Annotated in this window: 26 protein-coding genes and 2 tRNA genes; 12 read left to right on the forward strand and 16 right to left on the reverse strand. The window is 61.0% G+C overall.

The annotated features are described in order from the left end of the window. Nucleotides 1-56 precede the first annotated feature (56 nt). The 4 genes from ABWW33_RS06845 to ABWW33_RS06860 all read right to left on the reverse strand — a co-directional run bounded on the left by ABWW33_RS06845 (nt 57) and on the right by ABWW33_RS06860 (nt 3,248). Nucleotides 57-132 (reverse strand) — tRNA-His (locus tag ABWW33_RS06845). A gap of 114 nt (nt 133-246) precedes the next feature. Beyond that, nucleotides 247-1,086, reverse strand: a complete 840-nt coding sequence (murI, locus tag ABWW33_RS06850) for a glutamate racemase (RefSeq protein WP_353400301.1) — start codon at nt 1,084-1,086, stop codon at nt 247-249. Then, the gene (locus ABWW33_RS06855) at nt 1,086-2,615 is read right to left on the reverse strand and encodes a fumarate hydratase (RefSeq protein WP_176655607.1); all 1,530 of its coding nucleotides are present in this window, start codon (nt 2,613-2,615) and stop codon (nt 1,086-1,088) included. The genes murI and ABWW33_RS06855 overlap by 1 nt, the downstream gene beginning before the upstream one ends. A 15-nt stretch (nt 2,616-2,630) precedes the next feature. Beyond that, a complete protein-coding gene (locus ABWW33_RS06860; protein ID WP_176655608.1) occupies nt 2,631-3,248 on the reverse strand; it encodes a YqhA family protein in 618 nt (205 codons plus the stop codon). 215 nt (nt 3,249-3,463) lie between these two features. Here ABWW33_RS06860 and acs point away from each other — a divergent pair, with 215 nt between their 5' ends. Together acs and ABWW33_RS06870 are read left to right on the forward strand one after the other, a co-directional pair. Next, nucleotides 3,464-5,452, forward strand: a complete 1,989-nt coding sequence (acs, locus tag ABWW33_RS06865; RefSeq protein ID WP_353400305.1) for an acetate--CoA ligase — start codon at nt 3,464-3,466, stop codon at nt 5,450-5,452. 203 nt (nt 5,453-5,655) lie between these two features. Then, nucleotides 5,656-5,746 (forward strand) — tRNA-Ser (locus ABWW33_RS06870). A 213-nt stretch (nt 5,747-5,959) separates the two neighbouring features. On the opposite strand, the gene ABWW33_RS06875 is transcribed toward ABWW33_RS06870, so the two are convergent. Together ABWW33_RS06875 and ABWW33_RS06880 are read right to left on the reverse strand one after the other, a co-directional pair. Continuing rightward, a complete protein-coding gene (locus tag ABWW33_RS06875; RefSeq protein ID WP_353400307.1) occupies nt 5,960-6,379 on the reverse strand; it encodes a nuclear transport factor 2 family protein in 420 nt (139 codons plus the stop codon). A 1-nt stretch (nt 6,380) separates the two neighbouring features. Beyond that, entirely contained in the window at nt 6,381-6,782 is a 402-nt protein-coding gene (locus ABWW33_RS06880; RefSeq protein ID WP_413448228.1) for a winged helix-turn-helix transcriptional regulator, read from the reverse strand. A gap of 122 nt (nt 6,783-6,904) precedes the next feature. Here ABWW33_RS06880 and ABWW33_RS06885 point away from each other — a divergent pair, with 122 nt between their 5' ends. The 3 genes from ABWW33_RS06885 to ABWW33_RS06895 all read left to right on the forward strand — a co-directional run bounded on the left by ABWW33_RS06885 (nt 6,905) and on the right by ABWW33_RS06895 (nt 9,893). Further along, entirely contained in the window at nt 6,905-7,639 is a 735-nt protein-coding gene (locus ABWW33_RS06885) for an SDR family NAD(P)-dependent oxidoreductase (protein WP_353400310.1), read from the forward strand. A gap of 73 nt (nt 7,640-7,712) precedes the next feature. Beyond that, a complete protein-coding gene (locus ABWW33_RS06890) occupies nt 7,713-8,315 on the forward strand; it encodes an NADPH-dependent F420 reductase (RefSeq protein ID WP_353400312.1) in 603 nt (200 codons plus the stop codon). Between the two features lie 594 nt (nt 8,316-8,909). Further along, entirely contained in the window at nt 8,910-9,893 is a 984-nt protein-coding gene (locus tag ABWW33_RS06895) for a hypothetical protein (RefSeq protein WP_353400315.1), read from the forward strand. Nucleotides 9,894-10,135: 242 nt separating this feature from the next. On the opposite strand, the gene udk is transcribed toward ABWW33_RS06895, so the two are convergent. Together udk and ABWW33_RS06905 are read right to left on the reverse strand one after the other, a co-directional pair. Then, nucleotides 10,136-10,777, reverse strand: a complete 642-nt coding sequence (udk, locus tag ABWW33_RS06900; RefSeq protein WP_176655617.1) for a uridine kinase — start codon at nt 10,775-10,777, stop codon at nt 10,136-10,138. An 83-nt stretch (nt 10,778-10,860) separates the two neighbouring features. Continuing rightward, nucleotides 10,861-11,229 (reverse strand): VOC family protein, encoded by a 369-nt coding sequence (locus ABWW33_RS06905; protein ID WP_353400318.1) that lies wholly within the window; start codon nt 11,227-11,229, stop codon nt 10,861-10,863. Nucleotides 11,230-11,283: 54 nt separating this feature from the next. On the opposite strand from ABWW33_RS06905, the gene ABWW33_RS06910 reads away from it, so the two are divergent. Next, on the forward strand, nt 11,284-11,745 hold the full coding sequence (locus ABWW33_RS06910) for a MarR family winged helix-turn-helix transcriptional regulator (RefSeq protein ID WP_353400321.1): 462 nt from the start codon (nt 11,284-11,286) through the stop codon (nt 11,743-11,745). Nucleotides 11,746-11,753: 8 nt separating this feature from the next. Here ABWW33_RS06910 and ABWW33_RS06915 read toward each other — a convergent pair whose 3' ends face one another. Next, nucleotides 11,754-12,299, reverse strand: coding sequence for a TetR/AcrR family transcriptional regulator (locus ABWW33_RS06915; protein WP_176655620.1), 546 nt, complete (start codon nt 12,297-12,299; stop codon nt 11,754-11,756). Between the two features lie 97 nt (nt 12,300-12,396). Here ABWW33_RS06915 and ABWW33_RS06920 point away from each other — a divergent pair, with 97 nt between their 5' ends. Next, nucleotides 12,397-13,416 (forward strand): NADP-dependent oxidoreductase, encoded by a 1,020-nt coding sequence (locus ABWW33_RS06920; RefSeq protein WP_353400325.1) that lies wholly within the window; start codon nt 12,397-12,399, stop codon nt 13,414-13,416. A 41-nt stretch (nt 13,417-13,457) separates the two neighbouring features. After that, the gene (locus tag ABWW33_RS06925; RefSeq protein ID WP_353400328.1) at nt 13,458-13,757 is read left to right on the forward strand and encodes a putative quinol monooxygenase; all 300 of its coding nucleotides are present in this window, start codon (nt 13,458-13,460) and stop codon (nt 13,755-13,757) included. Between the two features lie 22 nt (nt 13,758-13,779). On the opposite strand, the gene ABWW33_RS06930 is transcribed toward ABWW33_RS06925, so the two are convergent. Continuing rightward, nucleotides 13,780-14,061, reverse strand: coding sequence for a hypothetical protein (locus ABWW33_RS06930; RefSeq protein ID WP_176655623.1), 282 nt, complete (start codon nt 14,059-14,061; stop codon nt 13,780-13,782). A gap of 95 nt (nt 14,062-14,156) precedes the next feature. Between ABWW33_RS06930 and ABWW33_RS06935 the strand changes: the two genes are divergently transcribed. The 4 genes from ABWW33_RS06935 to ABWW33_RS06950 all read left to right on the forward strand — a co-directional run bounded on the left by ABWW33_RS06935 (nt 14,157) and on the right by ABWW33_RS06950 (nt 18,143). Continuing rightward, a complete protein-coding gene (locus tag ABWW33_RS06935) occupies nt 14,157-14,411 on the forward strand; it encodes a hypothetical protein (protein ID WP_176655624.1) in 255 nt (84 codons plus the stop codon). Nucleotides 14,412-14,591: 180 nt separating this feature from the next. Beyond that, a complete protein-coding gene (locus ABWW33_RS06940) occupies nt 14,592-15,143 on the forward strand; it encodes a transglycosylase SLT domain-containing protein (protein WP_176655625.1) in 552 nt (183 codons plus the stop codon). A 91-nt stretch (nt 15,144-15,234) separates the two neighbouring features. After that, nucleotides 15,235-16,497, forward strand: a complete 1,263-nt coding sequence (locus ABWW33_RS06945; RefSeq protein WP_353400332.1) for an MFS transporter — start codon at nt 15,235-15,237, stop codon at nt 16,495-16,497. After that, entirely contained in the window at nt 16,494-18,143 is a 1,650-nt protein-coding gene (locus ABWW33_RS06950) for a glycoside hydrolase family 43 protein (protein ID WP_353400335.1), read from the forward strand. Before ABWW33_RS06945 ends, ABWW33_RS06950 begins: the two co-directional genes overlap by 4 nt. A 102-nt stretch (nt 18,144-18,245) precedes the next feature. On the opposite strand, the gene ABWW33_RS06955 is transcribed toward ABWW33_RS06950, so the two are convergent. The 6 genes from ABWW33_RS06955 to ABWW33_RS06980 form a co-directional block, all read right to left on the reverse strand. Further along, nucleotides 18,246-18,527: a hypothetical protein gene (locus ABWW33_RS06955; protein WP_353400338.1), complete on the reverse strand. Its 282-nt coding sequence runs from the start codon at nt 18,525-18,527 to the stop codon at nt 18,246-18,248. Nucleotides 18,528-18,684: 157 nt separating this feature from the next. Then, nucleotides 18,685-19,548 carry a CPBP family intramembrane glutamic endopeptidase gene (locus tag ABWW33_RS06960; protein WP_353400340.1) on the reverse strand — a complete coding sequence of 288 codons (864 nt, stop codon included), beginning with the start codon at nt 19,546-19,548 and terminating at the stop codon, nt 18,685-18,687. A gap of 10 nt (nt 19,549-19,558) precedes the next feature. Then, nucleotides 19,559-20,008 (reverse strand): MarR family winged helix-turn-helix transcriptional regulator, encoded by a 450-nt coding sequence (locus ABWW33_RS06965; protein WP_353400343.1) that lies wholly within the window; start codon nt 20,006-20,008, stop codon nt 19,559-19,561. Between the two features lie 116 nt (nt 20,009-20,124). Beyond that, complete coding sequence (locus ABWW33_RS06970) at nt 20,125-20,451, reverse strand: PilZ domain-containing protein (RefSeq protein WP_176655631.1); 327 nt, start codon at nt 20,449-20,451, stop codon at nt 20,125-20,127. A gap of 67 nt (nt 20,452-20,518) precedes the next feature. Continuing rightward, nucleotides 20,519-20,773, reverse strand: a complete 255-nt coding sequence (locus ABWW33_RS06975; RefSeq protein WP_176655632.1) for a hypothetical protein — start codon at nt 20,771-20,773, stop codon at nt 20,519-20,521. Then, nucleotides 20,745-21,374: an SET domain-containing protein gene (locus ABWW33_RS06980; RefSeq protein WP_176655633.1), complete on the reverse strand. Its 630-nt coding sequence runs from the start codon at nt 21,372-21,374 to the stop codon at nt 20,745-20,747. Before ABWW33_RS06980 ends, ABWW33_RS06975 begins: the two co-directional genes overlap by 29 nt. Nucleotide 21,375: the final 1 nt, after the last annotated feature.

Here is a 21,375-nt window from a genome sequence, read left to right on the forward strand (position 1 = left end):
TCATCACTGTGTGAAACAAATCAACATCTGTAACTATTTGATTTGTTGGTGTCTTTTGGGGTGGCTGATGGGGCTCGAACCCACGACAACAGGAATCACAATCCTGGACTCTACCAACTGAGCTACAGCCACCACTGATTTACTTCTCTCTGCCTAGTGTTTCGTAGACAGGTGCCGAATTATACAAGCCAGTTTTGAATCCTGCAAATCTAAATGCAAAGTTTCTCTTCAAAAAGCCTACTTTGCTTAAACGGCAACCTTTTCCACCGGCGGATGCAGTCCCAGCAGGCTGGCGAAGGCCGGCGCCAGGGCGCTGACGTCGGCCGTGGTGTAGCCGCGCAGCGTGGCGGCGGGCTCGCCGGCGGCCGGTTCAGGGCGCAGCAGCTTGGCTGCGTCCAGCAGCCGCACCAACTGGCGGGCGACTGCGTCGCCGGTGTCGATCAGGATCACGTCCTGGCGGCCGTGGTCGCGCAGCACGCGTTCGATGCCGGTCTGGACGAAGGGATAGTGGGTGCAGCCGAGCACCAGCGTGTCGGCGCCTTGCTCCAGCAGCGGGGCGACGTATTTTTCCAGCATCGAGTCGATCATCGGCGTTTGCAGGTCGCCCAGCTCGATCTGGTCGACCAGGCCGACGGCCGGCTGCAGCAGGAACTCGGCCTTGCTGGCCGCGCTGATCTGCTCGCGCAGTTGCAGGAATTTCTCGCCCTTGAGGGTGCGCGCCGTCGCCAGCACGCCGACCTTGCCGTTGCGCGTGGCCGCTGCGGCCGGCTTCAGGCCCGGCTCGACGCCGACCACCGGCAGATCCGGATAGCGCGCCCGCACCGCCTTGATGGCGGCCACGGTGGCGGTGTTGCAGGCGACCACCAGCGCCTTGGCGCCGCGCTCCAGCAGGAAGGCGGCAATCGCCAGCGAGCGGTCGACTACGTATTGTTCGGTTTTTTCGCCGTACGGCGCATGGCCGGAATCGGCGAAGTAGATCAGGTCTTCATTCGGCAGCTGCGCGCGGATGTGGCGCAGCACCGAAAGCCCGCCCACGCCGGAGTCGAACACACCGATCGGGCTGCCGGGGGAGCGGGCTGTTTGCATCAGGCAGTCACGACAGGAACGTTCAGCTGCTCGATGCGGGCTTTCCATTCCGCAGGGCCGGTGTTGTGCACCGACGTGCCGGCGGCGTCCACGGCCACGGTGACCGGCATGTCGACCACGTCGAACTCGTAGATCGCTTCCATGCCCATGTCCGCGAAGCCCAGCACCTTGGCGCCCTTGATCGCCTTCGACACCAAGTAAGCGGAACCACCGACGGCCATCAGGTAGGCCGACTTGTGCTTCTGGATCGACTCGATGGCGACCGGGCCGCGCTCGGCCTTGCCGATCATCGCGATCAGGCCGGTTTTCTCCAGCATCATATCGGTGAACTTGTCCATGCGGGTTGCGGTGGTCGGGCCGGCTGGGCCCACCACTTCGTCACGCACCGGATCGACCGGGCCGACGTAGTAGATCACGCGGTTCTTGAAGTCGACCGGCAGTTCCTCGCCCTTGGCCAGCATGTCCTGGATGCGCTTGTGCGCGGCGTCGCGGCCGGTCAGCATTTTGCCGTTCAGCAGCAGGGTCTGGCCCGGCTTCCACGAGGCCACTTCTTCCTTGGTCAGCGTGTTCAGGTCGACGCGCTTGGATTTTTCGGTGTCCGGCGCCCAGCTGACGTCAGGCCAGGTCGACAGCGGAGGCGGGGTCATGTAGGCAGGACCGGAGCCGTCCAGCACGAAGTGGCCGTGGCGGGTGGCGGCGCAGTTCGGGATCATCGCGACCGGCTTGGATGCGGCGTGGGTCGGGTAGGTCATGATCTTCACGTCCAGCACGGTGGTCAGGCCGCCCAGGCCTTGCGCGCCGATGCCCAGCGCGTTGATGCGGTCGCACAGTTCGATACGCAGTTCTTCCAGCTTGTTCTGCGGGCCGCGCTGCTTCAGCTCGTACATGTCGATGTCTTCCATCAGCACTTCCTTCGCCATCAGCATCGCCTTCTCGGCGGTGCCGCCGATGCCGATGCCCAGCATGCCTGGCGGGCACCAGCCGGCGCCCATGGTCGGTACGGTTTTCAGCACCCAGTCGATCAGCGAATCGGATGGATTCATCATGATCATCTTGGATTTGTTTTCCGAGCCGCCGCCTTTGGCCGCGACCTTGACGTCGACGGTGTTGCCTTCGACCAGTTCCATGTGGACCACGGCCGGCGTGTTGTCCTTGGTGTTCTTGCGGTCGAAGTGCGGGTCGGCCACGATGGAGGCGCGCAGCTTGTTGTCGTCGAAGTTGTACGCGCGGCGCACGCCTTCGTTGACGGCGTCGGTGACGGTGCCGGTGAAGCCTTCAAAACGCACGCCCATGCCGATCTTCAGGAAGACGTTGACGATGCCGGTATCCTGGCAGATCGGGCGCTTGCCTTCCGCGCACATGCGCGAGTTGGTCAGGATCTGCGCGATCGCGTCCTTGGCGGCAGGGCTTTGCTCGTGCTCGTAGGCGCGCGCCAGGTGCTCGATGTAGTCGGCAGGGTGGTAGTAGCTGATGTACTGGAGCGCGGCGGCAACGGATTCGATCAGGTCTTCTTGCTTTATGATGGTCATGATGTTCTCGCGTGGTTAATGGGATTCGTTGTGGGTCAGCGTGGTGATGCGGTCGGTGTAGGAGATCGCCAGGGCCGACAAAAGGAAGACGACGTGGATCACGGTTTGTGCGATCAGTGTTTGCGGGTCGTAGACGGCTGCATTGATGAAGGTCTTCAGCAAGTGGATGGACGAAATGCCGATGATCGCCATCGCCAGCTTGGTCTTCAGCACGGAGGCGTTCACGTGCGACAGCCACTCTGGTTGATCGGGATGCATGTCCAGGTTCATGCGGGAGATAAAAGTCTCGTAGCCGCCGATGATCACCATGACCAGCAGATTGGAAATCATGACCACGTCGATCAGGCCGAGCACGACCAGCATGATGGTGGTTTCGGTCAGCTTGGCCGGCGCGTGGGCGGCGGCTGCCGCGGCTTCGGGCGTCGGCGCGTGCACGGCGACCGCTTCGAGGATGTGCTGCAGCGAGGCTTCGTTGCCCATCACGGCGCCGATCAGGTCTTTGAGCTCGACCCAGAAATGGAATACGTAGACGCACTGCGCCAGGATCAAGCCCAGGTACAACGGCAACTGCAGCCAGCGCGTCATGAAGATAAAGGCGGGCAGCGGGCGCAGTTTCTGTTTTGGCTCAATCATTACGGCGGAACTCCTTTATATTATGACTGGCGACATTTTACACGTGCTGCTCAGCAATCGCATCGGCGTGTGGATACTGCGTACGGTTGATGGAATATTGGTAAAATTGCCTAGAGCGCCACATCCTCCGCCGGGGACCGCCAATCTGTAAGGGCTCAGTAAGCGATAAAGTTTAAGTTAATGCCAAACGATTACAACACTGGATGGAGACAAGCATGAGCAGCACTACAACCCAACAAGGACCGCAGGAATCCCGCATCTTCGAACCCCCGGCAGCGTTTGTAGCCCAAGCCACCGTGGCCGGCATGGACGCCTACAACGCCTTGTGCGCCGAGGCGGAGGCCGATTACGAAGGCTTCTGGTCGCGCCTGGCGAAGGAAAACCTGGTATGGCAAAAGCCGTTCACCAAGACCCTGAACGAAGACAACGCGCCGTTCTACAAATGGTTTGAAGACGGCCACCTGAACGTGTCGTACAACTGCCTGGACCGCAATCTGCAGAACGGCAACGCCGACAAGACCGCGATCATCTTCGAGGCGGACGACGGCAAGTCGGTCAACGTCAGCTACAAGGAATTGCACGAGAAGGTCTGCAAGTTCGCCAACGGTTTGAAATCGCGCGGCATCAAGAAGGGCGACCGCGTCATCATCTACATGTCGATGTCGGTAGAAGGCGTGGCCGCGATGCAGGCCTGCGCGCGCATCGGCGCCACGCACTCGGTGGTGTTCGGCGGCTTCTCCGCCAAGTCGCTGCAGGAGCGCATCATCGACGCCGGCGCGGTGGCCGTGATCACCGCCGACGAGCAAATGCGCGGCGGCAAACACCTGCCGCTGAAAGCCATCGTCGACGAAGCGCTGGCGCTAGGTGGCTGCGACACCATCAAGGACGTGATCGTCTACAAACGCACCGGCGGCAACATCGCCTTCAAGGAAGGCCGCGACATCTGGCTGCACGACCTGGTCGCCAGCCAATCGGCCGAGTGCGAGCCGGAGTGGGTGGATGCCGAGCATCCGCTGTTCATCCTGTACACGTCGGGCTCGACCGGCACTCCGAAAGGCGTGCAGCATTCGAGCGGCGGCTACCTGCTGTGGGCCGCGCTGACGATGAAGTGGTCGTTCGACATCAAGCCGACCGACGTGTACTGGTGCACGGCCGACATCGGCTGGGTGACGGGCCACAGCTACATCGCCTACGGTCCGACGGCGGTGGGCGCGACGCAAGTGGTATTCGAAGGCATCCCGACGTTCCCGAACGCCGGCCGCTTCTGGGAGACCATCGCCAAGCACAAGGTCAGCATCTTCTACACCGCGCCGACGGCGATCCGTTCGCTGATCAAGGCGTCGGATGTGGATCCGAAGGTGCATCCGAAGAATTACGATCTGTCGTCGCTGCGTTTGCTGGGCACGGTCGGCGAGCCGATCAATCCGGAAGCGTGGATGTGGTATTACACGCAGGTGGGCGGCGAGAAGTGCCCGATCGTCGACACCTTCTGGCAGACCGAGACCGGCGGCCACATGATCACGCCGCTGCCGGGCGCGACGCCGATGGTGCCGGGTTCGTGCACCTTGCCGCTGCCGGGCATCATGACCGCGATTGTCGATGAGGCCGGTGTGGATGTGCCGAACGGGCAGGGCGGTATTCTGGTGGTCAAGCGTCCTTGGCCTTCGATGATCCGTACCATCTGGAATAACCCGGACCGGTTCAAGGCTAGCTATTTCCCTGAGGAGCTGGGCGGCAAGATGTACCTGGCGGGCGATGGCGCGATCCGCAACAAGGATACGGGTTACTTCACCATCACGGGCCGTATCGATGACGTGCTGAACGTGTCGGGTCACCGCATGGGCACGATGGAGATCGAGTCGGCGCTGGTGGCCAATCCGCTGGTGGCTGAGGCCGCGGTGGTGGGCAAGCCGGATGAGACGACTGGTGAGTCGATCTGCGCGTTCGTGGTGCTGAAGCAGGCGCGTCCGACTGGGGATGAGGCCAAGAAGCTGGCGCTGGAGTTGCGCAATTGGGTGGCCAAGGAGATTGGTCCGATCGCCAAGCCGAAGGAGATCCGGTTTGGGGATAACCTGCCGAAGACGCGTTCGGGCAAGATCATGCGGCGGTTGCTGCGGGTGTTGGCCAAGGGCGAGGTGATTACGCAGGATGTGTCGACCTTGGAGAATCCGGCGATTCTGGAGCAGTTGAAGGAAGCGTCCTAACAGCGCACAGACGTCATAACCACCCGCATGCGTCTAACTTACTCACGTCATTCCCGCGAAAGCGGGAATCCATGCTGAGTTTGCTTTGGCGGCGCCTTTGAGCTCCGCGTAGATGCGGGCAATAGGCCGGAGAGGCAAATAATGTTGGTACTCTCTGGAATCTTTGCTATAATTCGCGGCTTCTCCGAGAGGGGAAGGATGCAGGAGAGGTGGATGAGTGGTTGAAGTCGCACGCCTGGAAAGCGTGTATAGGTTCATAGCCTATCGGGGGTTCGAATCCCCCTCTCTCCGCCAAGGACACAAAAGCGAAAGGCCACCCTCGGGTGGCCTTTTCGTTTTTGTGCCTTGGCGGAGAGAAGCAGTGCCCCTGCGGGCACTGCGTGGGGGATTCGAAGGCATCGCCCCTACCGGGGCGAGCCTCTCCGAATCGTCCAATTTGCCACCGCTACGCGGTGGCGCGCCGGAGGCGCCGCGCGCAGCGCAAAAATTCCCTAAGGAACTATTCCCCTAACCATTGCCAGATTGCCGGAACTGCCCTTCATGGGCGCTTGGATAATCAAGATATAAAGTACCCTGATGGAAAACAATTTTCCACGCACCACCTGCATCCCTCCAAAGCGTCGTCCTACGTGTTCTTCTACCCTGCTGTTGCAGAACATAGTTGAGCTGATAAAGGTCTTGCGCAATTTGCCGAATAGTGAAGTCCGAGCACGCCCAGTCGTCAGGCTCGGGTGTCTTGTAACGTTCCAGTAGCGTTTCGATGACGAAGTCGCGATCATAGGCATGGCCGCTTGCGCCTATTTCCCAGAAATCGTCAGCCGTCATTCTGAGCAGGTCTTCGCGGGTGGTACCAAATTCCCGGCGATGGAAGATTGGCTCACGGACACTGAGCGCGGCGAGCACCGAGTCGAGATCGGTGTGCATCATTTCATTCCTCCGTCTGGGCATCCGGATAGCGCAAAGTGTCGCGCTTGGCGAACAGGCTCGCCATTTCCTCCATGTGCTCGTTTCCCCAGGTGCACAGCGGGACGATCGCCTCGGCCAAGCTGCGACCGAGCGGGGTCAGCGTGTAGTCCACGCGAGGCGGCACTTCCTTGTAATCATTCCGCGCCAGCACGTGATCGGCCTCCAGATCCTTCAATTGCTGGATCAGCACCTTGTCGCTGACGCCTTGGGTCAGGCGTTTGAGCTCGCCGTAGCGCTTTGGGCCGTCGCGCAGGAAAAACAGGATCAGCGGTTTCCACTTGCCCGAGATGATGCGGAGCGTGGCGTCGAGCCCGCAGGAGAAGCCGCCGGTACCGCAGGTTTCGTGAGTCGTCATGGTCGTCATTGCCGTCATTGTTAGGGTACTTACCAAAAAGTGCATACTTGTCCTTAGGTTAGCATGGGTCTATATTGGGGTCAAGGAAGCAAATCCCTGCTTCCTTAAAACTGCAAGGAAAGACGCACATCATGACCAGACTGAATGGAAAGACCGCCGTGATCACCGGCGGCGCTACCGGCATCGGCCGCGCCGCGGCAAAGCGCTTCATCGAGGAGGGCGCCTTCGTGTTCATCTTCGGCCGCCGGCAGGAAGCGCTCGATGCTGCTGTGGCTGAGCTCGGGCCCAATGCCCGCGCGGTGAAGGGCTCGGTCTCCGATGAGGCTGACCTCGACCGACTCTACGCCGCAGTGAAGGCCGAGCGCGGAACCCTCGATATCGTCTTCGCCAATGCCGGAGCGGGAAGCCAGCTTGCGCTCGGCAAGATCACCGCCGAGCACATTGACGAAACCTTCGACACCAATGTGACGGGTACGATCTTCACAGTCCAGAAGGCGCTGCCGTTGATGGGCGAGGGCGGTTCGATCATCCTGACCGGATCGAGCGCGGGCACCACGGGCGCCCCGGGCATGAGCGCCTACAGCGCGAGCAAGGCGGCGGTGCGCAACCTCGCTCGGACCTGGGCGGAAGATCTGAAGGGCACCGGCATCCGGGTCAACGTGCTGTCGCCCGGGGCGACAGCGACCGAACTCGCGAAGGAAGCGCTGGGCGAGGAGGGCCAGAAGTTCTTCGCCTCGTTGACTCCGCTCCAGCGCATGGCCGATCCGTCTGAGATCGGGGCTGCGGCCGCTTTCCTCGCGTCGTCGGACAGCAGCTTCATGACCGCCAGCGAGGTCGCCGTCGACGGCGGCCTGGCGCAACTCTGATCCCCAACGTCCGGTTGGCCCACTCCATTCGAAAGTCGGAGCCGGCAGGGCGTGCTAAACCCAAGGAAAATATATGAGCTACGCAAGTATCGGCTTCGGCAAGTTCGGCCAGGCTCTGGCCAAGACGTTTGCCCGAAGCGGCATCGAAGTATCCGTTGCAACCACGCGCGACCCGGCAAGCTTCGCTTCCGCCGCGGCCGCGATCGGACCCGGGATCATTCCCAAAACACTGGCGGAAGCCGTCAAGGCGGACATCGTCTTTTTGGCTGTCCGTTACGAGTCGCACAAGGATGTCGCGAAGGCGCTGCCGGCCTGGGAAGGAAAGACCATCATCGATGTGACCAACGCCTACGGCGTGCCGTCTGAGGAACTGGGAGGACAGCCTTCTTCCGCCAAGGTCGTCGCGCAGGCCTTCACGGGTGGAAGACTGGTCAAGGGCTTCAACCATTTGGTCGCTGCCGTCCTTGAGCAAGATCCGTCCGTAAATGGTGGCAGGAGAGTCGTTTTCCTGGCGAGCGACGATGACGGCGCGGCAGCGGAGGTTGCCGCGCTCGCGGAAAAACTTGGTTTCGCGCCGATCAAACTTGGCGGCCTTGCGGAAGGTGGGCTGCTGGTGCAGGCGCGCGGAAATAGCTGGGGTCAACTGATCTTCAAGGACCTGGTCAAGGTCGACTGAGGAATCGTGATCGCTTCCGGCTGACCGTCCAAGTCATCGAACGGTGCGCGGGGCGGGGCGCATCGATCCCGCTGACGAGGAACTACCCGGGCTTCCCCGGCTGCATCACCGGCCGCGACCTCGTCCGGCGCATCGGGGAGCAGGCGATCCTTTACGGTGCCTGGATCGCCACTGCGGAAGTTGCGACGGTGGAGCGATCCGGCGACGTTTTCCACTGCCGTACGGCGAACGGTCTGATCGAGGCTTCGGCGGGATCCTCGCCACAGGCATACGCGACATCCGCCCGTCCGTCGACGAAAACCTTCACGACGCCGCACTCGCAGCCAGGCTGATCCGCTACTGCCCCATCTGCGGTGGCCTGGAGGTGACAGGCCGGTGGGGCGCAGTGATCGGCCGCGGCGCCCGCGTCACCCGCGAGGCAAAGTTCATCCGAAGCTATACAGACGACGGACGCTCCTGTCGTGGGATGGCGCGACCGACCTCGACGCCGCGCAGCGGGCCGACCTGCCGCAGTCGAGCGTGGTGATTAAGAAAACATTGTAATTTCCGCGTGCTTGTGTGATAAATTCATTGCTCTACAACAAGGAGGTCACTATGCGAAAGTACTGGCAGGTTGCATTTACAATGCTGTTTATGTGTTTGTCTGGGGGAGCATCGGCAACGGCGTTCTACATCGCGCCCCACGGCGATGATGTAACACTCTTCATGGAGAGAAATGCCGCAGCCGATATCGCATCTAACGCGAAGGTAGTGTTTGTGCTGGTTACCACCGGCTCATTTGTACGTAATAGCGCCGGTACGCCAGTTGTTGTAGGGGGCGGGGTATACCCCGACCTGCCCGCTCTTCCAAATGGCATGGAACCTCCAGTTGCGCCGTATTATTACACTCGTGAAGTCGGGAATATCGCTGCAATAAGAACTTGGGCAAATTCGAGCCAGGTTGATCAATGGGTGGATGACTACATCGATGGGCGCGCCGTGCAGAAGAACCGTATTGGTGGGAATCCCAATATCATTTTCTATGTCCTCAGACTCGTTGATGGAGATGCATCGAGCAATTCCGGCTTAGCCTATCTGAAGGAAAATTCGTCTGCAAATCCTGGACTCACAATTTCGTCCGTTGACGGGGGGCAGACCTATACGATGGCCCAGCTCAAATCCTTCATTTCGGCGATTGTTCAAAAAGAGCAAGATGGTAATGACACGTGGATCAACATACCTGAATATTTTGAGGGCACTGAAGTAGCGCCAGCTGGGGACTTTCATGCCGACCACCGTGCGACGGGTTGGATCGTTGCACAAGCTCTTAAAGAGCGCACTCCTACGCGGTGCGCGCGAACAGTCCAATGGATGGATTATCGAATTCTGAATTTGGACCTGCAAATAAATTACTCGTCGAGCGAATCAACTATGCAGGCCGCTGCGTGGGCAAACCTCAATAACGCTATGGTCTATGCTGGCGGCCCAAAGACAGATGATCTGAATAGCGCAAATGGTGTAGCGCACAAAAAGTTCCTTGGCCATGCATACCGATCTCCAAATGGCACTAATGGCGTGAAAGCGTATGGCTGTAATTGAGTTGCGTGCACGTGTTGACAAATACGTCTAGATTACGTTAACGCGCAGTCATACAATCACACCGCACTCGTAAAGCAGGCTTCGAGCCTGACCGATAGCGGTGGTTTGCCGATCGTGCCCGTTATTTGATGCGTTCGTTCGCGCGTATATTCCGATCACCCCACAGATAGCGCTGGAGCACCCCGAAGCCAGGACTGGGCCGACTACATTGATTCCGTTGCCAACGCCTCGCGCCGATAAAATCAGGGCCGCTTCAACTGGCCGATAACGCTCGCCACCTTGGTAGTGATCATATCGACTGCCGGGCCATTGGCGCCGTGCGGAATAATGACGTCGGCGTAGCGCTTGGTTGGCTCGATGAATTGCTTGTGCATCGGGCGCACGGTTTCCAGATACTGGCCGACGACGCTTTCCACTGAGCGGCCGCGCTCGGTAATATCCCTTTGCATGCGGCGGATGAAGCGGATGTCGGAGGCGGTGTCGACAAAGATCTTCAGCGACATCATGTCGCGCAAGTCGGCGTCATACAAGGCAAACAGACCTTCGATGACGATGACCGGGGCCGGCTTGACTGGAATGGTCCGGTTGGAGCGGTTGTCGATCGTGAAGTCGTACTCCGGCATTTCGATCGCTTCACCATTGCGCAAGGCCTGGACGTGCTGTACCAGCAAGGGCCAGTCGAAAGCCTGCGGATGGTCGTAATTCTGCTGGCGGCGGACTTCAGGGGTGAGATGGGTTTGGTCGCAGTAGTAATCGTCCTGCATCACGACCGAGACCATATCGGCGCCAAACGAAGCCAGCACTTGCTGGGACACCGTCGACTTGCCACTGCCGCTTCCGCCGGCGACGCCAATGACAAATGGATTGAAAGAAATCTTATTCATGCCGAATGATACCGGAACCGCGACCGAACCGACAGGGGCCGGTTGAATCCGCACCGCAAAGCCGACGTTCGCAAGGCGCGCGGTCAGCTCCGCGCCGTATGAAAGGTGATCGCGTAGCCATCGGGATCGCCAGCGACGAAGAAGCGACCAAAAGGACCGTCGGCGAGCGGGCTGAGGATCACGCCGCCCCGCTCGACAATCAGGTCGTGCAGCGCATCGGCGTCGGTGCACGCGAGCCAGAGCGCCATGCCGACACCGAGTGGTCCCGCTTCGGGCAGTGGGCGCAGAGGCTCTCGCAGCGCGAACGGGATAGGCTCCGTCTTGAAAATGACCGCTCCGGGAGGGCAGTGCGACGAGGCTTCGAAACCGAAGATCTCGATGTAGAACTTGCGGGACGCGGAGAGGTCGCGCACTTGCAAGGCGATGAAGTCTGGGCCGATTGGGGTTGTCATGCGAGCTCCTATTGAGTAATATAAGGTTCCTGATATTAATGTAAGGTCCCTGATATGTCAACGGCGAAAACAGCGCCTCGGAGCGGAGCCGACTGGATCGGCTACAACCTGAAGATCACGCAACACCGGCTGAGGCAACGACTGGATGCCGAACTCGCGCGGCTCGGCATCACGGCACCCCAGAACGCTGTCCTGCTTGCAGTCGCTGGCAATCCGCGCATCTCGAATGCCGAGTTGGCGCGCGCAGCGTTCGTGACGCCGCAGACCATGCAAGGAATCCTCGTCAATCTCGAACGCGGCGGCCTGATTACGCGGAGCCCGCATCCGGAGCATGGCCGGGTCATCATGACCGAGTTGACGAAGGCAGGCCAAAAGGCCGTCGCCGAGGGAGCGAAAGCAGCCGACGTGGTGGAACGCCAGATGCTATCTACGCTTTCAACTGAAGAGGCTCAGCTTCTTTGCCAACTACTCAAGCGCTGTGCCGCCGCGCTGGGCGACGAACCGTCTGGCGGCTAGCGGAGTGCTTATTCCGTCAAGATCGAGCTTGCGATGATATTGAAGAGACGCTCCGCGCGTGGCGCGGACGAAGGCTGATCGCCCAGCCACGCCAGCGCCGCAGCCAACGAGAACAAATCCTCTCCATCCATATCGGTGCGCGCCAGCCCCTCGGCCTGGGCGCGCACAAGAAGCCGTGTGCCGGCTGCACGCATCGTGACGCACGAAGCGTGCAGGGCGGAGTTTTCATCCTCCATGGCCGCCATCATTGCCGAGATAACGCCTTTGTAGTTGCGCGCGCAGGCGACAACGTCGCGCAGCCATGCCACGAGCGCAACATCGATTCCTCCCGCAGTTTCCACTTCGCGTGCCTGGGCCGTCAGCTCGTCAAAGCTGGCGCGCAGCAAGGTTTCGAGCAGCGCCTCTCTCGTCGGAAAGTGACGATATAGCGTGCCAAGCCCTACATCCGCCTTGCGCGCAATGTCGCGTAGCGAAGCGTCGGCTCCGTCAACGGTTACCACCGCGCGCGCAACGGCGAGTATGTGGTCATAATTTTTTTTTGCATCGGCCCGCATAGACCTCCTTGACAAGTGGAGCACCGCTCCGTATATTCAATTATATTCGGAGCGCTGCTCCGGTAATGATAGCTCATTTGTAGCCAAGGAGAAAGCGATGTCAACCAACACGATGAAAGCGATTCGGCAGCACGAATTCGGTGGCCCTGAGGTTCTGCGTTATGAGGATGCGCCGCGTCCTGAAGTGAAGTCGGGCGAAGTGCTCATCCGCGTTCACGCGGTCGGCATCAATCCACCCGACTGGTACCTGCGCGACGGCTATGAAATGCTGCCTCCCGAGTGGCGGCCGCAAGTGTCCTTTCCGGTTATTCTGGGGACGGACGTGTCGGGTGTGGTCGAAGCGGTGGCCGATGACGTGAAGGACTTCATCGTCGGAGATGAAGTGTATTCAATGGTGCGCTTTCCGAACGGCCTTGCCGGCGACAGCAAGGCTTACGCTGAGTACGTCAGCGTGCCGGCATCGGAAGTTGCGCTCAAGCCGGCCGGCATCGATCATGTGCATGCAGCCGCGGCGCCGATGTCGTTGCTCACCGCGTGGCAGTTCATGATAGAACTCGGGCACAACGAGACGAACCCGCTTCAGCCGCACACACATGTGCCCGTGCCACTCGAGGGCAAGACCGTCCTGGTCAACGGCGCCGCTGGCGGAGTGGGGCACTTCGCGGTGCAGCTGGCCAAGTGGAAGGGCGCGCGCGTGATCGCGGTAGCGTCAGGCAAACACGAGGCGCTCCTGCGCGACCTCGGCGCGGATGAATTCATCGACTACACAAAGATTAAGCCCGAGGATGCCGTCCACGGCATCGATCTCGTCATCGATGCGGTTGGCGGCCCGACCACCGGCCGCTTCCTGCGCACGCTCAAGCGTGGCGGCGCGCTGTTCCCGATCTTCCCCTTGGGCTTTTCCGGCGCCGAGGAAGCGGAAAAGCTCGGCGTCACGGTCTCGGCGACCCAGGTGCGATCGAGCGGGCCGCAGCTCGCAGAGCTTGCGCGGTTGCTTGACGCCGGGACGGTTCGCGCCGTGGTCGACAGCATTTATCCGCTTGCCGATGCCCGCAAGGCGCATGAACGCGCCGCGAGCGGCCATATTCAAGGCAAGCTCGTGCTTACGGTCGCGTGAGGCGGTTTGCCGATTTAATCAAGCAGAACAGGACACGCAAAATGATTATTCTCATGGGTCACCTTCATCTGAATCCATCCGATGTGAAGGAGTTCGTTGCCGATACTCAGGCCGTTTCTGTCAGCACGAGAGCAGAAAAGGGATGCCTGTTTTACAGCGTCACCTTGGATGATGCCGGCGCCGGACGCATGCTGCTCGTCCAGCGCTGGCAAGATCAGGAATCGCTGAAGGCTCATCTCGAAACACCTGCAACGGTGAAGTTTTTAACGAAGTGGGCGGACAGGTTCAAAAGCGAGCTTCTCCAGTACGATGTTTCGAATGAGAGAACTCTCTTCAATTAGACGGCCTGCTCACGTCGTCCGCTTACTTCGGCCGGCCTTGTGCCGGTGAAAGGCGGAACTTTGTTCGACGATCCCCCATGATGGCCTGCAAGTCTGCGACGCTTAACTCGGTGGCCTCATGTATGCGAATGAGGAGCGAGGCGCTGACGGGCAAGCGATGGTGACGAATCTTGCTGATCACCGGTGGCGCGACTTCCAGCGTACGCGACAAGGCAGCATCGTTCTTCAAATGAAGGATATTTTTTAGCGTATCGAGCAGATTACTTGGATCGTACGTCGACGTCAAAGCCATGCGGGTATTCATTGTCAGTCCTTTCGTTATCGGGAAGAATTGATTCTGAGTGTACATATTTGCAAGTCACAAAATCGTTGATGATAAACAAGTTTGATATGCATCAAATGGACCAACTTGCATATGGCTATCATTTCCAAATGGAAAAGCCACCCGCAAATATCGATCACACCTGGTGCCGACGGCGCGACCGCTTGACGGCGCAGCGTATCGACGTCGGGCTCGTGTTCCTGGAAATGCTTGGCGCGACCGATGCCGCAGAATATTTCGCGCAGAGCCGGGTGCCGGACCGCATTGCAGAACGAGTCTTGGTCGGCGCCGGGCGCCGCCGCGACGGTGATTGCTGGCTGAACATCGATTAAATTAGCGGCATGGAGACTTCGAACCGTCCCTCTCCATCGCCGACCCCATAACGAATGGAACTGCTCAGTGCTGCTTTCTCACCTAATCAGGAGGGCGCGGATTGGCCGTTGTGCGACCATGCGTAGGCTTGTCCCTCACTAGTTCCAACCATTTCTTAACGAATTTAGAGGGAGAAAGTCATGAGGGTATCTACGGTCAATGGTGGGCAGTCGCCGTCTGGCGATTCAAGTTACGGTCAATGGGGGCCGCAAATCCTGGACGCATCCAAGAAAACCGGCATCCCGCCAGAGCTGCTCTATCAACAAATGATGGCCGAGAGTAGCGGCAATCCCAATTCACTGGGTGATGGCGGGAAGAGCTTTGGCCTGATGCAGATACAGCAGGCCACATGGGAAGACTTCCAGAAAAACAACCGCGACAAGTTGCCGCCTGAACTGAAGAACGCCAGCTGGGACCAGATCAAGAACGACCCTCGCTTGAATCTCCTGGCAGGGGCGGCGCTGATGAAGGGCTATCACGATGAATGGGCGGCAAAAGGCTATTCCAGCGACGACGCCTGGAAACTGGCGCTCAGGCAGTACAACTCCGGTAGCGTTCCGGATCCGAATAATCTCAGCAATGCCGGCGGTGCGACAGCTGGATACGTGGACAAGATTTGGGGAGCCTATGCATCGGCGCCCGGCTTTAAGGCAAATAACGTTATTGTTCCTGACGATAAGGATATCACGTAGTTCGGCCCCTGCTTGTCGCGAAGTTTGCGCAACCATTTCGATTGGATATTGTGCTATCGTTGCAATCCCATAATAAAGTGGTTGCGCAAACATGCCCTCGCTCAAGATCAAAGGACTACGCTGGTGGATGATAGGTTTGATCATGCTGGGGGCGATCATCAACTATCTGACCCGCAGCACGCTGGCGGTGTCCGCTCCCACGCTGCTCACTGACCTGCACATCACCACCCAGGAATACTCGTACATCACCGCCGCGTTCCAGGGCACGATCATGCTGCAGCCGCTGTGCGGCTACGTGCTGGATGTGATCGGCCTGAAATACGGATTCGCCATTTTTGCGGCGGCCTGGTCGGTCATCTGCATGGCGCACGGCATGGCCACCAGTTGGCAGGGTTTGGCTGCCTTGCGCGGCCTGCTGGGGCTGGCCGAGGGATCGGCCAATCCGGCCGGCATGAAGGCGGTGTCCGAATGGTTCCCGGCCAAGGAGCGCGGACTGGCGGGCGGCATCTTCAATATCGGCGCGTCCTTCGGCTCGATGCTGGCGCCGCCGCTGGTGGTGTGGGCCATCCTGCATTACAACTGGCAGTCAGCCTTCGTCATCACCGGCGCGCTGGGCCTGGTCTGGGTGGCGGCCTGGCTGCTGCTGTACGACGCTCCGGCCCGCCATCGCCGCCTGTCCGCCGAAGAGGCGCAGCACATCGCCGCCGGCCAGGAGCAGCACCTGCAAGGCAACGGCGGGCGGCCGTCGATACTCAGCATCCTCAAGATGCGCAATTTCTGGGGCATCGCCTTGCCGCGCTTCCTGGCCGATCCGGCCTGGGGCACGCTGGCGTTCTGGGTGCCGCTCTACCTGACCACGGTGCGCCATTTCGATCTGATGCAGATCGCCATGTTCGCCTGGCTGCCTTTCCTGGCCGCCGACATGGGCTGCCTGTTCGGGCCGCTGGTGGTGCTGGCGCTGCAAAAGCGCGGCGTGCGGCTTATCAACGCCCGCCGCGGCGCGTTCACGCTTGGCGCCTGCATGATGATGGGTGTGGCCTTTGTCGGTTTCGTGGACAGCCCTTACGCAGCGATCGCCTTGCTCAGCCTGGCCGGCTTTGCGCACCAGACCTTGTCCGTCACCGTCATCACCATGTCGTCGGACCTGTTCCGGCGCAATGAGGTGGCCACCGTGGCCGGCATGTGCGGCACCTTCGGCAACCTGGGTCTGCTGATTTTTTCGCTGCTGATCGGCGGGCTGATGGCGCGCGTCGGCTACACGCCGTTTTTTGTCAGCCTGGCGGTGCTCGACCTGCTGGCCGCGTTGCTGCTGTGGTGCCTGGTGCGTGAACCTCTCTCGAAAACATCATCATGATTCAAAACCCCATCCTTCCTGGCTTCAATCCCGACCCGTCCATCGTGCGGGTGGGCGACGACTATTACATCGCCACGTCCACCTTTGAATGGTATCCGGGCGTGCAGATCCACCATTCGCGCGACCTGGTCAACTGGCGCCTGCTGGGCCGTCCGCTCACGCGCGCCAGCCAGCTCAACATGCTGGGCGCGCCGGATTCCTGCGGCGTGTGGGCGCCTTGCTTGAGCTATGCGGACGGCTTGTTCTGGCTGATCTACACCGACGTCAAGCGCTATGGCCGCACGTCGACCGGCGGCGCCACCGGCAGCGCCTCCTTGCGCGACTTCCATAATTACCTGGTCACCAGTCCGGCCATCGATGGGCTATGGTCCGATCCGATTTATCTCAACAGCAGCGGCTTCGATCCGTCGCTGTTCCACGACGACGACGGCCGCAAGTATCTGCTGAACCAGCTGTGGGACCATCGTCCGGGCAGCAACCGCTTCGCCGGCATCGTGGCGCAGGAGTACTCGGTGGGGGAAGGGCGGCTGATCGGCCGTCGCGAAAACATCTTCAAGGGCACGGCGCACGGCCTGACCGAAGCGCCGCACCTGTACAAGCGCAACGGCTACTACTACCTGCTCACCGCCGAGGGCGGCACCGGCTGGAACCACGGCGTGACGATGGCGCGCTCGCGCGACCTGCATGGACCGTACGAGCTGCACCCCGACCGGACCATCCTCAGTTCGCGCCATCGCCCCGATGCCGAACTGCAGCGGGCCGGCCATGCCGACCTGGTGGAAACCCAGGACGGCCAGACCTACATGGTGTATCTGTGCGGCAGGCCGCTGCGCAATCGCGGCACGTGCACGCTGGGGCGCGAAACCGCCATCCAGCCGGTTGTGTGGGGCGAGGATGGCTGGCTGCGCACCGCCGATGGACAAGGGACGGCGCAGTTGCAGGCCGCGGCGCCGGCCTTGCCGGAGCACCGCTTCGAGGCCGAGCCTGCGCGCGAGGAGTTCGATGCGGCGCAATTGCCGATAGCCTTCCAGTGGCTGCGCACGCCATGGCCGGAAGAGTTGTTCAGCCTGACCGAGCGGCCAGGCCATCTGCGCTTGTATGGTCGCGAAAGCCTGGGCAGCCAGTTCCGCCAGGCGCTGGTGGCGCGCCGCCAGCAGGCGCATTGCTACAGCGCGTCCACCGTGGTTGAATTCGAACCCGAGCATTACCAGCAGCAGGCGGGGCTGATCTGCTATTACGGCGGCGCCAAGTTCCACTACCTGTACATCACGCATGACGAGGTGGTGGGCAAGCACTTGCGCGTGATGAGCAGCCTGCCCAATCACGTGCAGACCGACACCTTCACGGCGCCGATCGCGCTGCCGCCGGGCCTGCCGGTGCAGTTGCGCGTGGAAGTGGACGAGGAACGCCTGTACTTCGGCTATCGGCTGGACGGCGGCGACTGGCACTGGCTGGCGCAGCAATTCGACGCCAGCATTCTGTCGGACGAAGCCAACGCGCCCGGCCAGCCCAACTTTACCGGCGCCTTTGTCGGCATGGCGTGCCAGGATATGGCGGGCAGCGCCTTGCATGCCGACTTCGACTATTTCGAGTACCGCGAGCGGCCGTATTGCGTCAATCCGATGCGGATGGCCGCACAGACTTGATGGCGCACCGATAACGACAAGAGCCGCAGCCGTCCGCCTTGAAGCGGAGCGACTGCGGCTCTTGTGATCGCTCAGGCCGTCAAGCGGCCCGGTGTCTGGTGCTTAGCGCGATTTGCTCGACGACGAACCGCTGCCGCCGGACTGCTTGTTGCCGCCGGAAGAGCCGCCGCTCGAACCTTCGTTTTTGTCGTCGTTCTTGTGGCTTTGACGGCCGGCTTCCACATGCTGCTCGTGGGTGCCGCCTTGGGTGCCGCCGCTACCCGACTGCTTGCTGGAGCCTTCATTTTTGGACGATGCGTTGCCTGCGGACGAAGAGCGATTTGCCGACGTGTCATCCGATTTGCTGCTGGTGCCGGTGCTGCCTGATTTTTGATTCGAATTCATGATGATCTCCAGATTGTGGGTGGGTTCCGTCGCCGTCAAATGCGATCGGTGTAATCATCATGCCCGCTCCGGACCGTGCACCATATCAGCGCAATACCGCTGATAAAGTAGGATCAGGATGAGTTCGCCAGCGGACATAGCACCCGGCTCCGTTGCATCAATCCGATATGCGCGCCTGTTGAGACTGCAAGGCGCGGCGCAGCCAGAACGCGGCGGCGGCCGTAATCAGCAGCAGGGTGATCAGCGAACCTTCGACGCCGAACGCGCCGCCGGTCAGCATGGCGTTGCCCACCAGCTCGCCGCGCAGCAGGCCGTCGGTGGCCGCGTGGCCGGACACGGTCGACGAGAACACTTCGCTGACGCAGTAGTTCCACGCGACGTGGGAACCGATGCAGACCCACAGGCGGCGCGTCTTCATGTAGAGCGCGGCCTGCAGCACGCCATAGGCGGCCAGCGCGCCCATCGCCAGCAAGGAGACGCCTTCGTTCGGCAGGTGGCCCAGGCTGAACACCGCCGCCGAGATCACGATGGCGGCCTTGCTGCCCAGCGAGCGCTCGTTGACGCCGAAGATCACGCCGCGGAACATCATCTCCTCGGCCATGCCGACCAGCAGCAGCTCGGCCAGCGGCAGCAGCATCATGACGCCGACCGCGTTGACGCCGTCGAAGCGGTAGACGCCCAGCGCCGCCAGCACGGCAAAAGTCATCGCCACAAGCGCTGCGCCGAGCAGCAGGCCGGCACCCAGTTCACGCGCCATGCCCGGCGTCGCCAGCTCGGCCGGCTGGCGTTTTTCGATGCGGCGCACATAGTAGCGGTAGCCGAACCACACCAGCACGGCGGCCAGCAGCTGCGGCCACGCGATGCGGTGGGGCTTGTCCACCAGCTTGGAGGCGATGATCATCGTCAGCGGCACCGGCGCAAAGGTCAGCACCAGGCCGAGCACGATGCGGACCAGCGGATATGCCATCACGCGCGATGCCACGGTGGGTTTGTTGCTTGTCATGTCCAGAGTATTTTCCATAGCCGCTTTCTTAGGGAGTTGGGCGTACTTTCTTGTTTGCGCTGCGGATGCGGTCGCCAAAGGAGCGCTGCCCCAGCACCGCGATGGCTTGCGCCAGGCACTCGGACAAGGGGAAATCCAGTTCCGCATCCAGGCTGTCCGCCGCGTGCCTGGTCGCTTGCCAGCACGCCTGCAGATGCGGCAGCAGTTCCTCGCCCTGGCGCGTCAGGCGCACCACGCGCTGCCTGCCATCCTCGCCGCTGGCGGCGACCAGCAGCAGGCCTTCCTTCTTCATCAGCGCCACCGTTTGCGTTGCCGCCGGCTGGGTGATGCCGGCCAGCTCGGCCAGTTGGCCGATGGTTGCGCTCTTTTGCTGTACCAGCGCGCGCATGATCGGCGTGTAGCGCGGCCGGTAGTTCAGGCCCGCGTCCACATAGGCTTGCTGGACCGCGCCGTCCAGCAGTTCGATGAGGTGTCGCAATTGGGTTCCGAGTCCTTGTTTCATGCGTTTATGCTATCACATTATATAAGTGCTTATGTAAATATTTAAAAAAATGTCCATCGATGAAGATGGACCTTATGCGGGCGGTTCGCCCGTTACGCTTGCAGCAAGCGGTTGATGACGTCCACGCTGGCGTCGTCGATGCGCAGGAACTGCACGCCGGTCTTGAAGCCCAGTTCGGCATCCGCATCGCTGTAGACCACTTGTCCCATCGCCAGCACGTTGTGGCTGGCATCTCCCAGCCGCACCTGGAACGAGACGGCGCAGTATTGCGCCAGCTTGATCTGGCAGTCCGTCTGCAGGCTGACGCCGCCATGCGACAAGTCCACCGTGCTGGCGGCATGGCGGGTCTCGTCGATCATCGTCAGCGTTGCCGCATGGCGTGTCGTGTGGCGGTGGGAGACTCTGGCTTTCTGGCTCATGGCTGGCATCCCAATAGTAGCATTGGGACAAGAATATCAGCCGATGGGCAAGTACCGCAAGAGCTCGCTAAGGGCGTCGTGCCTTGCCGGTCTTGATCGATGCGACGATGTCCGGTGCCGCAGCCTCGGCGGCGGCGTGGGCGGCGGCTTCGTCCGCCAGTTGCTGGCCCACCGCCACGCGGTGCTTGTGCAGCAGGTTTATGCGGTGCATGGGATTGCTGGATGGCGCGAACACCGCGATGTAGGCGCCCCACTGGCTGCAGCCTTCCAGCGGCTCGGCCGAGAACTCGATCTCATAGTTGTCTATGTATTTGGTCGGCATGTTTTTCTCCTTGAGGAACCACCAATGCCTGAGTTGTCGAATCCTCTGCCACGCTGGCCGCCATCGATAACGGCTCCAGCTCCTTCTCGCGTTCCACCGGCTGCTTCTTTTTCCTCGGCTTGGGCGCCAGCATCGTGCCGCTGCAGTTGGCCGCGCCGCAGCGGCAGGCGAAGGCGCGCTTGATCGCCGGCGTGTGTCGGCCTTCGTAGATCAGCGGATACGAATAGCTGAGCTCCTCGCCGCTCTTGATATCGCACAGCGCGTAAATGTAGATGCGCCCCTCGTCCTCGATCGCCTCGCAGTTCGGATCGCACGAATGGTTGATCAGGCGCGCGGCGTTGCCGTGGTCGCCGCCGTCGATCACGTCGCCGTCAGCCAGGCTGAAGTAGAAGGTGTGGTTGTGCGGGCCGCCTCGCAGCGCGGCCCGTTCCTGCGCCTCTTCCCATGAGATCTGCCGGCCCTTGTATTCGATGATGCGGTCGCCGGCCGCAATGTCGCGTTGCGCGAATACGCCGTTGCCGTGGACCGTCGAGCGCTTGACGCGATAGGCTTTCTGGCGGCGCGGGGTTGGCTGGGCTGCTGCTGGATGGTCGTCGGTCATG

Origin of the sequence: Duganella hordei (genome assembly GCF_040369125.1) — a bacterium.
Lineage (GTDB): Bacteria > Pseudomonadota > Gammaproteobacteria > Burkholderiales > Burkholderiaceae_D > Rugamonas > Rugamonas hordei.